The sequence below is a fragment of the Stenotrophomonas sp. SI-NJAU-1 genome, from assembly GCF_020883215.1.
Classification (GTDB): domain Bacteria; phylum Pseudomonadota; class Gammaproteobacteria; order Xanthomonadales; family Xanthomonadaceae; genus Stenotrophomonas; species Stenotrophomonas indicatrix.
Genome location: NZ_CP086598.1, coordinates 2805010 through 2819275 on the forward strand (window position 1 = coordinate 2805010; position 14266 = coordinate 2819275).

General features: G+C 66.2%; 10 protein-coding genes and 1 pseudogene. 4 read left to right on the plus strand and 7 right to left on the minus strand.

All coding sequences use genetic code 11. The features are described from left to right. Window positions 1–55: 55 nt before the first annotated feature. The 4 genes and pseudogenes from LMF57_RS12875 to LMF57_RS12890 all read left to right on the plus strand — a co-directional run bounded on the left by LMF57_RS12875 (window position 56) and on the right by LMF57_RS12890 (window position 6196). Entirely contained in the window at window positions 56–2887 is a 2832-nt protein-coding gene (locus tag LMF57_RS12875) for a 2-oxoglutarate dehydrogenase E1 component (protein ID WP_229290003.1), read from the plus strand. Window positions 2888–2926: 39 nt separating this feature from the next. After that, window positions 2927–4122: pseudogene (gene sucB / locus LMF57_RS12880) on the plus strand (dihydrolipoyllysine-residue succinyltransferase). 63 nt (window positions 4123–4185) lie between these two features. Further along, complete coding sequence (gene lpdA / locus LMF57_RS12885; protein WP_032951934.1) at window positions 4186–5622, plus strand: dihydrolipoyl dehydrogenase; 1437 nt, start codon at window positions 4186–4188, stop codon at window positions 5620–5622. A 163-nt stretch (window positions 5623–5785) separates the two neighbouring features. Beyond that, window positions 5786–6196 carry a hypothetical protein gene (locus LMF57_RS12890; protein WP_093819038.1) on the plus strand — a complete coding sequence of 137 codons (411 nt, stop codon included), beginning with the start codon at window positions 5786–5788 and terminating at the stop codon, window positions 6194–6196. A 28-nt stretch (window positions 6197–6224) separates the two neighbouring features. On the opposite strand, the gene LMF57_RS12895 is transcribed toward LMF57_RS12890, so the two are convergent. The 7 genes from LMF57_RS12895 to LMF57_RS12925 all read right to left on the minus strand — a co-directional run bounded on the left by LMF57_RS12895 (window position 6225) and on the right by LMF57_RS12925 (window position 14092). Next, entirely contained in the window at window positions 6225–6485 is a 261-nt protein-coding gene (locus tag LMF57_RS12895; protein WP_208083054.1) for a hypothetical protein, read from the minus strand. Continuing rightward, entirely contained in the window at window positions 6482–6694 is a 213-nt protein-coding gene (locus tag LMF57_RS12900; RefSeq protein WP_117310795.1) for a hypothetical protein, read from the minus strand. Before LMF57_RS12900 ends, LMF57_RS12895 begins: the two co-directional genes overlap by 4 nt. 152 nt (window positions 6695–6846) lie before the next feature. Beyond that, window positions 6847–8277: a replicative DNA helicase gene (locus tag LMF57_RS12905; protein WP_117310796.1), complete on the minus strand. Its 1431-nt coding sequence runs from the start codon at window positions 8275–8277 to the stop codon at window positions 6847–6849. Window positions 8278–8489: 212 nt separating this feature from the next. Beyond that, on the minus strand, window positions 8490–9050 hold the full coding sequence (locus LMF57_RS12910; RefSeq protein WP_033831525.1) for an NAD(P)H-dependent oxidoreductase: 561 nt from the start codon (window positions 9048–9050) through the stop codon (window positions 8490–8492). Between the two features lie 66 nt (window positions 9051–9116). Next, window positions 9117–11060: an asparagine synthase (glutamine-hydrolyzing) gene (gene asnB / locus LMF57_RS12915; RefSeq protein ID WP_229290004.1), complete on the minus strand. Its 1944-nt coding sequence runs from the start codon at window positions 11058–11060 to the stop codon at window positions 9117–9119. 3 nt (window positions 11061–11063) lie between these two features. Continuing rightward, a complete protein-coding gene (locus tag LMF57_RS12920; RefSeq protein ID WP_117310799.1) occupies window positions 11064–13343 on the minus strand; it encodes a thiamine pyrophosphate-dependent enzyme in 2280 nt (759 codons plus the stop codon). A gap of 89 nt (window positions 13344–13432) precedes the next feature. Beyond that, window positions 13433–14092 carry a glutathione S-transferase family protein gene (locus tag LMF57_RS12925; RefSeq protein ID WP_117310800.1) on the minus strand — a complete coding sequence of 220 codons (660 nt, stop codon included), beginning with the start codon at window positions 14090–14092 and terminating at the stop codon, window positions 13433–13435. Window positions 14093–14266 lie beyond the last annotated feature (174 nt).

Below are 14266 nucleotides of genomic sequence, written 5' to 3' on the forward strand. Positions count from 1 at the left end.
TCGTGCCGGGTCCTTCTGAAGCCATACCCCACAAAGCGAATCAGCACCCTCCATCGTGGACAATCAACTGAAGCAGTTTGCGCAATCTTCGCAACTCGCCGGCGGCAACGCCTCCTATGTCGAGGACCTGTACGAGCAGTACCTGGTCTCCCCGGATAGTGTCGATCCCAAATGGAAAACCTACTTCGACGGCTTCAAGGGCCGCGAAGCGGGCGACATTCCGCACTCGGCCGTCATTTCCCACATTGCGGACGCGGCCAAGGATGCGCTGAAAGCAGGCACCGGCACCGGTGCAGGCGATGAGCGCGAGCGCAATGTCGGTCGTCTGATCACCGCCTACCGTTCGCGTGGTCATCTGGACGCCCGCCTGGATCCGCTGGGCCTGGCCGCGCCGGTCAACACCCCGGACCTCGGCCTGCCCTTCCACAACCTGTCCGATGCTGACCTCAACAGCGAGTTCAGCACCGGCGGCGTGGGTGGCCAGCCGCGCATGAAGCTGCGTGACCTGCTGGCGCGCCTGAAGGCGACCTACACCGGTTCGATCGGTGCGGAGTTCATGCACATCTCCGAAGTCGAGCAGCGCCAGTGGATCTACAAGAAGCTGGAACTGGCCGGTGGCAACTACCAGCTGGACGCTGACACCCAGCGCCGCACGCTGGAGCGCCTGACCGCCGCCGAAGGCCTCGAGCGCTACCTGCACACCAAGTACGTCGGCCAGAAACGCTTCTCGCTGGAAGGCGGCGACTCGCTGATCCCGATGATGGACACCATCATCCGCAGCGCCGGCAAGGACGGCGTCAAGGACGTGGTGATCGGCATGGCCCACCGCGGCCGCCTGAATGTGCTGGTCAACACCCTCGGCAAGAATCCGCGCAAGCTGTTCGACGAATTCGAAGGCAAGTTCGAGCACGACGAGCACGCCTCGGCCGGCGATGTGAAGTACCACATGGGCTTCTCCGCCGACGTGGCCACCGAGGGTGGCCCGGTGCATCTGGCCCTGGCGTTCAACCCGTCGCACCTGGAAATCGCCGACCCGGTGGTTGCCGGCTCGGTGCGTTCGCGCCAGGAACGCCGCAAGGACACCGCACGCAAGCAGGTGATGCCGATCCTGGTCCACGGCGACGCGGCCTTCTCCGGCCAGGGCGTGGTCATGGAGCTGTTCCAGATGTCGCAGGCCCGCGGCTTCGCCGTTGGCGGCACCGTGCACATCGTGGTCAACAACCAGGTCGGCTTCACCACCTCCAATCCGCAGGACACGCGCTCCACGCGCTATGCCACCGACGTGGCGAAGATGATTGCCGCCCCGGTGCTGCACGTGAACGGCGATGATCCCGAAGCGGTGGTGTTCGCCGCGCAGCTGGCGTTCGAGTTCCGCCAGAAGTTCGCCAAGGACGTGGTCATCGACCTGATGTGCTACCGCCGTTGGGGCCACAACGAGGCCGACGAGCCGGCGATCACCCAGCCGCTGATGTACCAGGTGATCCGCAAGCACGCCACCACCCGCGAGATGTACGCCGAGCAGCTGGAAAAGGCAGGCGTGATCGCCGCCGGCGCCGGCAAGGCGATGGTCGATGCGTACCGCGAGAAGCTCGATGCCGGTGAAGTGACCACCGAGCTGGCCAAGGTCGAAAAGACCCCGCCGACCAGCCCGCTGTTCGTTGATTGGCCGAAGCTGCTGGAAGGCAAGCTGTCCGATCCGGTGTCGACGAAGGTCGACAAGGACAAGCTGGTCGCGCTGGCCAAGCTGATCAACACCGTGCCCGAAGAAGTGCAGCTGCACTCGCGCGTGTCCAAGGTGTACGACGACCGCCGCAAGATGGCTGCCGGCGAGATCCCGGGCGACTGGGGCTTTGCCGAGAACCTGGCCTACGCCACCCTGCTGGACGAAGGCAGTGCGCTGCGCCTGGTCGGCCAGGACGTCGGCCGCGGCACGTTCACCCACCGCCACGCGATCCTGCACGACCAGAAGACCGACAACTACTACCTGCCGCTGCGGCAGCTGGTGGATTCGCCGGAGAAGGCCACCGTCATCGATTCGCTGCTCAGCGAAGAAGCAGTGATGGCCTACGAGTACGGTTTCTCGACCACCGATCCGAACACCCTGTGCATCTGGGAAGGCCAGTTCGGCGACTTCGCCAACGGCGCCCAGGTGGTGATCGACCAGTTCATCGCCGCCGGCGAAGCAAAGTGGGGCCGCATCTCCGGCCTGACCCTGCTGCTGCCGCATGGCTATGAAGGTCAGGGCCCGGAACACAGCTCGGCGCGCCTGGAGCGCTTCCTGCAGCTGTGCGCGCTGGAGAACATGCTGGTGGTGGTGCCGTCGACCCCGGCGCAGGCCTTCCACATGCTGCGTCGCCAGCAGCACCTGACCACCCGCAAGCCGCTGGTGGTGATGTCGCCCAAGTCGCTGCTGCGCCACAAGCTGGCCGTGTCGACCCTGGACGAGCTGGCCAATGGCGAGTTCCAGCACCTGATCGGCGATGCCAATGCAGATGCCAAGAAGGTCAAGCGCGTGGTGCTGTGCTCGGGCAAGGTCTACTACGACCTGCTGGAAGACCAGACCAAGCGTGGCCAGGACGACGTGGCGATCATCCGCGTGGAGCAGCTGTACCCGTTCCCGCGTGCGCTGCTGGCTGCCGAACTGAAGAAGTACGGCAAGGCCACCGACGTGGTGTGGACGCAGGAAGAACCGCAGAACCAGGGCGCGTGGTACCAGATCCGCCACCACCTGCAGTTCTGCCTGGCCGATGGCCAGAGCCTGCACTACGCCGGTCGCGCACGTTCGGCTTCGCCGGCTGCCGGTCACATGGCTGACCACGTCCGCGAACAGCAGCAGCTGGTCGCCGATGCACTGGTCAACCCGTTCAACGACTCGTTCGCTGAATAACTCTCCCCCTATTTAGAAGACAAACCAGGAAGCTCCCGCATGGCCACCGAAGTCAAAGCCCCGGTACTGCCCGAATCCGTCGCCGACGGCACCATCGCCACCTGGCACAAGAAGGTGGGCGACGCCGTCAAGCGCGACGAAAACCTGCTTGACCTGGAAACCGACAAGGTCGTCCTGGAAGTGCCGTCGCCGGTCGATGGCGTGATCAAGGAAATCAAGTTCAAGGAAGGCGACACCGTCACTTCCAGCCAGGTCGTGGCGATCATCGAAGAAGGCGCCGTGGCTGCTGCACCGGCCCCGGCTGCCGAAGAGAAGAAGGCTGAGGCCGCTCCGGCCGCTGCTCGGCCGCCGCCGCTGCCCCGGCCCCGGCTGCCAAGTCGGCTGCCGACGCGCTGCCGCCGGGCGCCCGCTTCACCGCCATCACCGAAGGCGTGAACCCGGCCGACGTCGACGGCACCGGCCGTCGTGGCGCCGTCACCAAGGAAGACATCGTCAACTTCGCCCGCAACGGCGGCGCCGGCAAGGCCGGTGGCGCACGTCCGGAAGAACGCGTGCCGATGACACGCATCCGCAAGCGCATCGCCGAGCGCCTGATGGAGTCGAAGAACTCCACCGCCATGCTGACCACCTTCAACGAAGTCGACCTGTCCAAGGTGTCGGCGGCGCGCAAGGAACTGCAGGACGAGTTCGTCAAGGCACACGGCATCAAGCTCGGCTTCATGAGCTTCTTCGTGAAGGCCGCCGCCAACGCGCTGCAGCGCTTCCCGCTGGTCAATGCCTCCATCGACGGCGACGACATCATCTACCACGGCTACTCGGACATCTCGATCGCCGTGTCGACCGAGAAGGGCCTGGTCACGCCGGTGCTGCGCAACGTCGAGCGCATGTCGTTCGCCGACATCGAAAAGACCATCGCCGACTACGCCAAGAAGGCCCGTGACGGCAAGCTGAGCCTGGAAGAACTGCAGGGCGGCACCTTCACCGTGACCAACGGCGGCACCTTCGGTTCGCTGCTGTCGACCCCGATCATCAACCCGCCGCAGAGCGCCATCCTGGGCATGCACGCCATCAAGGAGCGCCCGATCGCCCAGAACGGCCAGGTCGTGATCGCGCCGATGATGTACCTGGCGCTGTCCTACGATCACCGCATCATCGACGGCAAGGACTCGGTGCAGTTCCTGGTGGACATCAAGAACCAGCTGGAAAACCCGGGCCGCATGCTGTTCGGCCTGTAAGAGACCTCCCGCCCCTCCGCGCCTGCGCGGAGGGGTTCTGGTAATGCAACAAGGACTATTTCAATGGCTGAACAATTCGACGTCGTCGTCATCGGTGCCGGCCCGGCCGGTTACCACGCTGCCATCCGCGCGGCCCAGCTTGGCCTGAAGACCGCCTGCATCGACGCAGCGCTGGGCAAGGACGGCAAGCCGGCCCTGGGTGGCACCTGCCTGCGCGTGGGCTGCATCCCGTCCAAGGCACTGCTGGATTCCTCGCGCCAGTTCTGGAACATGGGCCACATCTTTGGCGACCACGGCATCAGCTTCAAGGATGCCAAGATGGACGTCGAAGCGATGGTCGGCCGCAAGGACAAGATCGTCAAGCAGTTCACCGGCGGCATCGCCATGCTGTTCAAGGCCAACAAGGTCGCCGCCTATTACGGCTTCGGCGAACTGCAGCCGGGCAACGTGGTCAAGGTCACCCAGCATGACGGCTCGGTCGTCGAGCTGAAGGGCACCAACGTCATCATCGCCGCCGGTTCGGATTCGATCGAACTGCCGTTCGCCAAGTTCGACGGCGAAACCATCGTCGACAACGTCGGCGGCCTGGACTTCACCGAAGTGCCGGCGCGCCTGGCCGTGATCGGCGCCGGTGTGATCGGCCTGGAACTGGGCAGCGTGTGGAAGCGCCTGGGTTCGGAAGTGACCATCCTGGAAGCGCTGCCGGACTTCCTGGCTGCGGCCGATACCGAAGTGGCCAAGACCGCCGCCAAGGAATTCAAGAAGCAGGGCCTGGACATCCGCCTGGGTGCCAAGGTCTCCAAGGCCGAAGTGACCGGCAAGGGCAAGAAGAAGGAAGTCGCCCTGACCTACACCGACGCCGAAGGCGAGAAGTCGCTGGTCGTGGACAAGCTGCTGGTGGCCGTCGGCCGTCGCGCCGCCACCAAGGGCCTGCTGGCCGAAGGTACCGGCGTCAAGATCAACGAGCGTGGCCAGATCGAAGTCGACGCGCACTGCCACACCGGCGTCAATGGCGTCTGGGCGGTCGGTGACTGCGTGCGCGGCCCGATGCTGGCGCACAAGGGCTTCGAGGAAGGCATCGCGGTTGCCGAACTGATCGCCGGCCTGCCGGGCCACGTCAACTTCGACACCATTCCGTGGGTCATCTACACCGAGCCGGAGCTGGCCTGGGTCGGCAAGACCGAGCAGCAGCTGAAGGCCGAGGGCATCCCGTACAAGGCCGGCAGCTTCCCGTTCGCCGCCAACGGCCGTGCCGTGGCGATGATCGAGCCGGCAGGCTTCGTCAAGGTTCTGGCCCACGCCGAAACCGATCGCATCCTGGGCATGCACCTGGTGGGCGCCAACGTATCCGAACTGGTGCACGAAGGCGTGCTGACCATGGAGTTCAGCGGTTCGGCCGACGACCTGGCGCGGATCTGCCACGCCCACCCGTCGCTGTCGGAAGTGGTGCACGACGCGGCGATGGCCGTGAGCAAGCGCGCGATCCACAAGGCGAACTGAGCCATCGGGTAGTGCCGGCCACTGGCCAGCGTTGCTGGATACGAAAAACCCCGCCTCGGCGGGGTTTTTTGTTGGCCGCTTGACCGCCCGCCTGCAACCCGGCCCAATGCAACCGGCCAGGGAATGCTGTGGCCGCCGCCGATTTCCATGGAGCCGTACGATCATGCACCTGTCCCGCTTCTGCCGCCTGCCGATGCTGCTCGGCTTCGCCTTGGCCGGGTGCAATGCCACCCCACCCAGAACCGACTACCGCGCAGCCGAGGTGCAGCCGGTCGAAGTGATGCCGCAACGCGATGGCGACGTGCTGATCCGCTACCACGTACCTGCCGAGACGCTCTTCCACTCACCCGGCGCGGATGTGCGCACGGCCAGCGATGGCAGCCTGGAAGTATCCCTGCGGCGCTGTGGGATCAAGCAGCCCTGCACGGTGACCCATCCGGCGGCAGCCACCGCTGGGGCGCCGCTGCAGGTTGAATTCGTAGTGCGCCCGCGTGGCCGCATCATCATGGTCTACCGCGATCTGCGGGAACAGGTGTTCCCGGCACCGCCAGCCGCCGCGGCACCTTCATCCTGAAGCCGCCACCGTACCGGTAGATGGCGGATCAGCGCTGCACCGGCCGCGGCTCCGGCTTGGCAGCAGCCCTCTTCGGCGGATCGTCACAGATGCGATGCTGGACGACCGTGTCCCCTGCCTTCCACTCCTTCACCACCCGGCAGGATTCCTTGGGCGCATCCTCTGCAGTCGCGGCGGTGGCGGCCAAAGCAGGATCATGCCCGCGCTCCAGGTAGGCCGACGGCGGCTCCTTGGCGGACGCGGGCGCCGCCACCAGCAGCGCCGCCATCGCAATGACGAGCGGCCTCATGCGGTCACCGGGCCGCCGCCCAGCAGGCGTGCCGGCAGCATGAACAGCGCGCGCAGGAGGGCGAACAGTGCCGAGAAGGTGATGCCGAGCAGGCGGAACGGCAGGCTCAGCAGCCACACGAACGGCCAGGCGACCAGCGCCAGGATCGCCAACGGCCAGCACAGCACGAACAGCAGGCACCAGACACCAAGCGCAAACAAGGTCTTCATCAGAGGCTCCCTCGGCGGCACCCCGCCGCCTGCAACCACGTTGCCGCCCTGCCCTGTCGCCCGCAAACGGTTTGCGACGAAACCCGGTTGGGGGGCGATGAAACCGGAAATTCCGCCAAGCACGGCCCGGCGCTACCGTAACGCCGTCGGCGCTATTCGAACGAACCGACCGAGTCGTGCGCCAGGTTGTCGAACCGGGTGTATTCGCCGAAGAACTTCAGCTTGCACGAACCGGTGGGGCCACCACGGTGCTTGCCGATGATGATCTCGGCCAGCCCCTTGTCCGGTGAATTTTCCTTGTTGTAGTAATCGTCGCGGTAGATGAAGACGATCATGTCCGCATCCTGCTCGATTGCGCCCGATTCGCGAAGGTCGGCCATCACCGGGCGCTTGTCGGTGCGTGTTTCCAGCGAGCGGTTGAGCTGGGACAGGGCAATGACCGGTACGTTCAGTTCCTTGGCCAGGCCCTTAAGCGAACGCGAAATCTCGGAAATTTCGGTCGCGCGGTTCTCGCTGTTGCCCGGCACGCTCATCAGCTGCAGGTAGTCGATCACGATCAGGCCCAGGTCGTGCTCGCGCTTGAGGCGGCGGCACTTAGAACGCAAGATCTCCGGCGACACGCCCGGTGTATCGTCGATGAAGATCTTGGTTTCCTTCAACATCTTGATCGCACCGGTTACCCGGCTCCAGTCCTCGTCCTCCAGCTGGCCGGTACGCAGGCGCTGCGCGTTGATGCGGCCATTGGACGAGATCAGGCGCATCGCCAGCTGCGATGCGGACATTTCCATCGAGAACACCGCCACGCCCTTCTTCGACTTGATCGCCGCGTACTCGGCGATGTTCAGGGCGAAGGTGGTCTTGCCCATCGCAGGACGCGCGGCAAGGATGATCAGGTCGGTCGGCTGCAGGCCGGCGGTCATCGCATCGAAATCGGTATAGCCGGTCGGCAGGCCGGTGATGTTGCCGCCATTCTCGAAGCGGTTGCGCAGCTCTTCGAATGCGTCCTTCAACGCACCGGGCATGGCCACGAAGTCGGTACGGCCGCGCGCGCCCTGCTCGGCGATGGCAAATACGCTCTTTTCCGCAGCGGACAGCAGCTCGCTGCTGTCGCGGCCCTCGGGCTGGAAACCATCGTTGACAATGTCGGTGCCGACCTGGATCAGCTGCCGCAGCACCGCCTTGTCGCGCACGATCTCGGCATAGGCAACGATGTTGGCCGCCGACGGCGTGGTGCTGGCCAGTTCGATCAGATAGGCGCCATCGCCCACCAGCTCCATCTTGCCCTGCGATTCGAACCACTCGCCCAGGGTCACCGCATCGAAGGGGCGTTCGCGCTCGGACAGCTCACGGATCGCCCGGTAGATCATCTGGTGGTCGCGGCGGTAGAAGTCACCCTCGGTCAACTGGTCGTTGACCCGGTCGTAGGCCTCCGGTGCCAGCATCAGGCCACCCAGCACCGCCTGTTCGGCTTCCACCGAATGCGGCGGCACGCGCAACTGGTCAATACGCGATTCATCGCGATCGCGATCAAAGCCATCGCCGCGCTCTCTGCGGTTGGAACGGAAGCCGGAACGGGCGGACATGCTGCGGTGTTTCCTGCAAAGGGGCCAGACGAGTGTAGGCATGCGCCGACCCCGGCGGCCATGGACAAACCTGTGGATAAGCCGTGGAAGAACGGGGGATATCCGCCTGAGCCTGTCCAGACTGGCGCGAGGGCGTCGCATTGCCTGCGACGAGCGTCGTTGCGACGCCCGAAGCGGACCATTATCGCAGATGGGGACCGCGGCTGCTGGCGTCAATCTCCCTTGGCATGCACCGCGATCAGGGCCAGGAACCGGTCCACATAGCCCTGCAGGAACGTCTGCGTGCCCTCGTTGTGGATCGTGCCGTCGGCATCGATCAGGCCATCCTTGAAGTGGATGAACGCCTCGGGCTGGCCAAGCACGTGCATGTCCAGGAAGGCCAGGCTGTTGCGCAGGTGCTGCTGGGCCACCGCCGTGCCGATCTGGCCGATGGAAGCACCGATCACCGCCGCTGGCTTGCCCGCAAAAGCGCTGTCGCCGTAGGGGCGCGAGCCGATGTCGATGGCATTCTTCAACACGCCCGGCACGGAACGGTTGTACTCGGGGGTCACGAACAGCACGGCGTCGGCGGCGCGCACCTGGTCCTTCAGGCGCGTGCCCTGCGCTGGGTAGCTGGCGTCGAAATCCTGGTCGTACAGCGGCAGGTCGCCGATCTGCACGTACTGGAAGCGCGCCTTGTCGCCCGCAAGTTTCTCCAGCGCGCGGGCCAGCTTGCGGTTGCATGAGTCCTTGCGCAGGCTGCCGACGAATACAGCAATGGTGGGGACGGACATCAGGACATACTCCTCACGGTGCGGGAGGGCCAGCCTAGCCGCCGCGCCCTTCCCCGCCGGTGAAGATCAGGCGCGCTTCACGCCTGCACGCACCTGCCGCCAGTGGTCCTGCCAGGCCTGGAACATCAGCACGTTCCACAGGTGCGTGTGCCACTTGCGCTGGCCGCCCAGGAACTGCTGCCACAGTGGCTGCACGGCGGCGGCCGACAGCACGCCTTCGCGTTCCAGTCGCGCCGGCTGCAACAGTTCTTCCGCCCAGGGCTTCAGGTCGCCCTTCAGCCAATCACTGACCGGTGCGCCGAATCCACGCTTGGGCCGGTGCACCATCGACTGCGGCACGTACCGCCCCAGCACGCGCTTGAGCAGCACCTTGCTGATCGACTCACTGCGCTTGAAGCCCAGCGGCAGCGACCAGGCGAACTCGGCCACGCGCCAGTCCAGCAAGGGCGCACGTGCCTCCAGGCTGACCGCCATCGAGGTGCGGTCGACCTTGCACAGCAGATCGTCGGGCAGATAGCTGACGAAGTCGGCCAGCATCATCGCGTCGGCCGGCGTACCGGCACCATGCAGCGGATCGGCCAGATCGTAGAAGCTGCCCGCCTCGCGTGCACCGATCACCGCCGCCGCCGGATCGCGCCAGCGCGAGATGCGGTTGCGGTACACATCGCCGATGCCACGTGCACCGGTTTCGGCCAGCAACGCGGCCAGCCCGCCGGTGCGCGACGCCTCGCCCTGCTGGTGCGCACGCGCGCCCATCCAGCGGCGCAACGGCGCGGGCACCCGTCCCAGCATCTGCCAGTTGCGCAGCGCGCGCACATAGCGGGTGTAGCCGAAAAACAGCTCATCGCCGCCATCGCCGGACAGTGCGACGGTCACGCCCTGGCGGGCGAGGCGGGCGACCAGCGCGGTCGGCACCTGCGAGGCATCGGCAAAGGGTTCGTCGAACATCGCCGGCAGCTGCGGCACCACCGCCAGCGCATCGGCGCCACTGACATACAGCTCGGTGTGATCGCAGCCAAGGTGGGTGGCCAGTTCCCTGGCCAACGGTGCCTCGTCGTGGTGGGAGCCGTTGAAGCCGATGCTGAAGCTGTGCACCGGCTGCCCGCTCTGCGCCTGCATCAGCGCCGCCACCAGCGACGAATCGGTGCCGCCGGACAGGAACACGCCCACCGGCACGTCGGCAACCATGCGCAGCGCCACAGCATCGCGCAGCAGGCCATCCAGCTGCTCCTCGGCCTCCTCGATGCGGCCCTGGAACGGTGCAGCCAATGCTGCCTGCATGCGCGCGCGCGCATCCCAGTACGGACGTTGCGCCTGCTCGGGCCGATGGGCACTGGCCCCTGCCGCCACCGCCGCCGCATCCAGCCGCAGCACGCGGCCGGGCATCAGCTTGTAGCAGCGCTGGTGGATGCTGTGCGGTGCCGGGATGTAATCCAGCCGCAGCAGCAGCGTCAGCGCATCGCGGTCGATATCGTTGTCGAACTCCGGGTGCTGCCACAGCGCCTTCAGCTCCGAGCCGAACACCAGGGCATCGCCGGCCCAACCGTAGTACAGCGGCTTCTTGCCGACCCGGTCGCGGGCCAGCCACAGGCACTGTTCCTGGCGGTCCCACAGGGCGATGGCGAACATGCCGTTGGCGCGCTGCAGGGTGTCCTCGACGCCCCACTGCAGGATCGCGGCCAGCAGCACCTCGGTATCGGAATGGCCACGGAATGCATGCCCCAGCGGCTCCAGTTCGGCGCGCAGCGTGGCGAAGTTGTAGACCTCGCCGTTGTAGGCCATCACATAGCGACCGTCGGCCGAGGCCATCGGCTGGTGGCCCAGCGGTGAAAGATCGAGGATGCTCAGGCGCCGGTGGGCAAGGGCAATGCCAGCGGCGGCATCGACCCAGGTACCACCATCATCCGGCCCGCGATGGTGCAGCGCCTGGCCCATGGCCAGCGCCTGCGCCTGCAGCACCTCGGCCGGCGTCTGCGCCGCCGGCAACAACATACCCGCCAATCCACACATGCATCAGGGTCCCTGCGCCAGGTCGAGGGCGGCGCCAATCACCGCATTGTCGCTTGGAAGCCCGAACATTGCTGCCCCCGCCAGCGGCGTATAGGTATCGGCACCGCAGACCCGGCGCACGGGTAGATGGCCATGGCCGGCCTCGACCAGCGCGGTGATCACGCCTTCGCCGACGCCGCCACTCTGGCGCCCCTCATCCAGCACCAGCACCCGTTGCGCGGTGGCGGCCTGGGCGCCGATGAAGGCCGCATTCAACGGCACCAGCCAGCGCAGGTCGACCACACGCACCTGCCAGCCCAGCTGCTGCTCGATGGCGACCGCTGCGCGCAGCGCCATCGGCACACCGTTGCCATAGGTGAAGATCACCAGATCGCTGGCATCCGGCGCATACACCCTGCCCTCGCCCAGCACCAGCGCCTGCCCGGGTGCAGGGTAGTCGAACAACCACTGGCCGTCGCCGGCCGCGTGCAGATCCTTGGTCATGTAGAGGGCGATCGGTTCAAGGAACACCGCTACCCGGCCATCCACGCGGGCCAATGCCGCCAATGTGCGCAGCATCATCACCGCATCATCGCCACGCGACGGACAGCCCACCACCAGCCCCGGGATATCACGCAGCGCCGTGATCGAATTGTCATTGTGGAAATGGCCGCCGAACCCCTTCTGGTAGCCCAGCCCGGCCACCCGTACCAGCATCGGGTTGCGGAACTGGTCGTTGGAGAAGAACTGCAGCGAGCAGGCCTCGCCACGTACCTGGTCGATGGCGTTGTGAAGGTAGGCCAGGTACTGGATTTCCGGAATCGGCAGCATGCCCATGTTGGCCAGCCCCTGGGCCATGCCCAGGATCATGGTCTCGTCCAGCAGCGTGTTGAACACCCGGCGCGGGCCGAAACGGCGCAGCAGGTCGCGCGTCACCGTGTAGACGCCGCCTTTCTGCGCCACGTCCTCGCCAAACAACAGCGCCTGCGGGTACTTGCCCAGCAGCTCCTGCAGCGCATGGTTGATCTGTATCGCCAGATGCCGCGGCGGTTGCCGTTCGGGCAGCGCATCGGCGCCGCCGTACAGCGCCTGCCGGGCCTCGATGGGCGCCACGCGCTCGGCCTCGGCCTGCACCGCTGCGGGCGTATAGGGTGCCAACGGCGTGATCACTTCCTGCAATGTCTGCAGCTTCGGCCGCGTATCAGCATCGATGGCGGCGGCCATGCAGCGCGCGCGCAGGGTTTCATAGGCGGCCTCGACGCCCGCCGCATCCATCCAGCCCGATTCCAGCGCGATCTGCGCCGAGCGCAGCAGCGGGTCCTGCGCCTCGGCCGCACACAGCTCGGCCAATGCGCGCCATTCCACTTCGAAGTCGGTACCGGCGTGGCCCATCAACCGCGTGGTACGCAGGTGCAGGAAGGTGGGCCGACGCATGCGCCGGCAATGCTCGACCGCCGCCTGCACCTGCGCGTGTCCGGCCGCCAGGTCCAGGCCATCGGCAAAGAAATAGTCCAGGCCCGGTTGCCGGCTGAAACGCTCTGCGATCCAACCTTCAGGGGTCTTCACCGAAATACCCAGGCCATTGTCCTCGCAGACGAACAGGATCGGCACCGGCAGCTTCTGGTAGGCCGACCACATCGCGGTATTGAACGCAGTCTGCGCGGTGGCATGGTTGGCCGAAGCGTCGCCGAAGGAGCACATCACGATGCTGTCGGCGGGAATCGGCAGCGGCTGGCTCAGGCGCCTGCCACTCTCGATCGCCAGCGCGGTACCCACCGCCTTGGGCAGGTGCGAGGCGATGGTCGAGGTCTGCGGCAGCACCCACAGCGGCTTGCTGCCCCACACTTTGTGACGGCCGCCGCTGGCCGGATCATCGGCACTGGCGGCGAAGGACAGCGCGGCGTCGCGCACCGGATCCATGCCGGGCACCAGCCGCGCACGCTCGGCCATGAAGGCGCCGGAACGGTAGTGAAGGAAGGCGGGGTCGGTGTGGCGGCAGGCGCGCGCAAGCAGCGCGTTGCCTTCATGACCGGACGAGCCGATGGTGTAGAAGACCTTGTTCTGCACGCGCAGCACGCGCGCCATCAGGTCCAGCTGGCGACTGAGCAGCTGCGATTCGAACAGTTCGCCGAAGGCAGCGGCGGTGAGGGTGCTGCCCGGCAGGATCGGCGCATCCGGCGCCGGACGCGGACGCGGGATGCCGCGCCAGGCGCGTACGGCCTCGAGGAAATTGACGTCACAGACCTCGGCGCGATTGAGACCGCGCATGCGTGCGGGAATGGGATCAGGAACCACAGCGAACATCGAACACCCTCCGTGTCGTTGTTGCAGTCCGCAACGCCAAGGCTGCCCGACCCTTCCGCTGGTCGAGCACGCCCGACGCTGCAGGGGAATCAATCCGCTGCGTTGAACCGCGCGCGCACCTCGGCGGTCACCGCAGGCATGGGCACGAAGCGAGGCTGCGCTCGCACCCGCTGCAACCAGGCCCGCACCTGCGGGAATGGATCCAGTGCGATGCCACCGTCGGCGGCGACATCGGAATAGGCAAACAAGGCGATATCGGCGATACCGTAGTCCTCGCCGGTGAACCACTGCGCCTGGCGCAGATGTTGCTCCATCACCGCCAGCGCGCTGGCAGCTCGCTCATGCAGGCGCGGTAGCTCAGCACGGCGTGGCGAGTCGGCCGGTGTCCAACCGCGGATGAAGCGTGCCACCGCCACGCAGGGCTCATGCGTGTACTGCTCGAAGAACATCCAGCTCAATGCCTGCGCACGCTGCCAACCGTCGGCGGGAAGATACGGCGTACCTTCGGCCAGCCAGAACAGGATCGCGTTGGATTCGGTCAGTACGCGGCCGTCGTCGCGTACGATCAACGGCACCTTGGCATTGGGGTTGAGGGCGAGAAATTCCGTGGTATGGGTCTGGCCGTGGGCGCTGTCCACCTCCACCCAGCGGTAGCGGCTGCCGAGCTGTTCCAGCAACAGGCGCACCTTGTGGCAATTGCCCGAGACCGACATGCCATGCACCGTCAACGCACTGCGTTCTTCCACCATTGCCTGCTCCCGGGAGGTCCCGGCCTGCAGCCGGCTGCCCGCAGTCTGGCAAGCGGACTGGCGATTGCCAAGCGCGGGTGCAGCATGGCGATACGGTAGTTGGAGCCGCTGGCCGGCAACCTCGATGCCGCTGGATTCGTGCGATTGCCGGCCAGCGGCCGGCACGACCCGGCA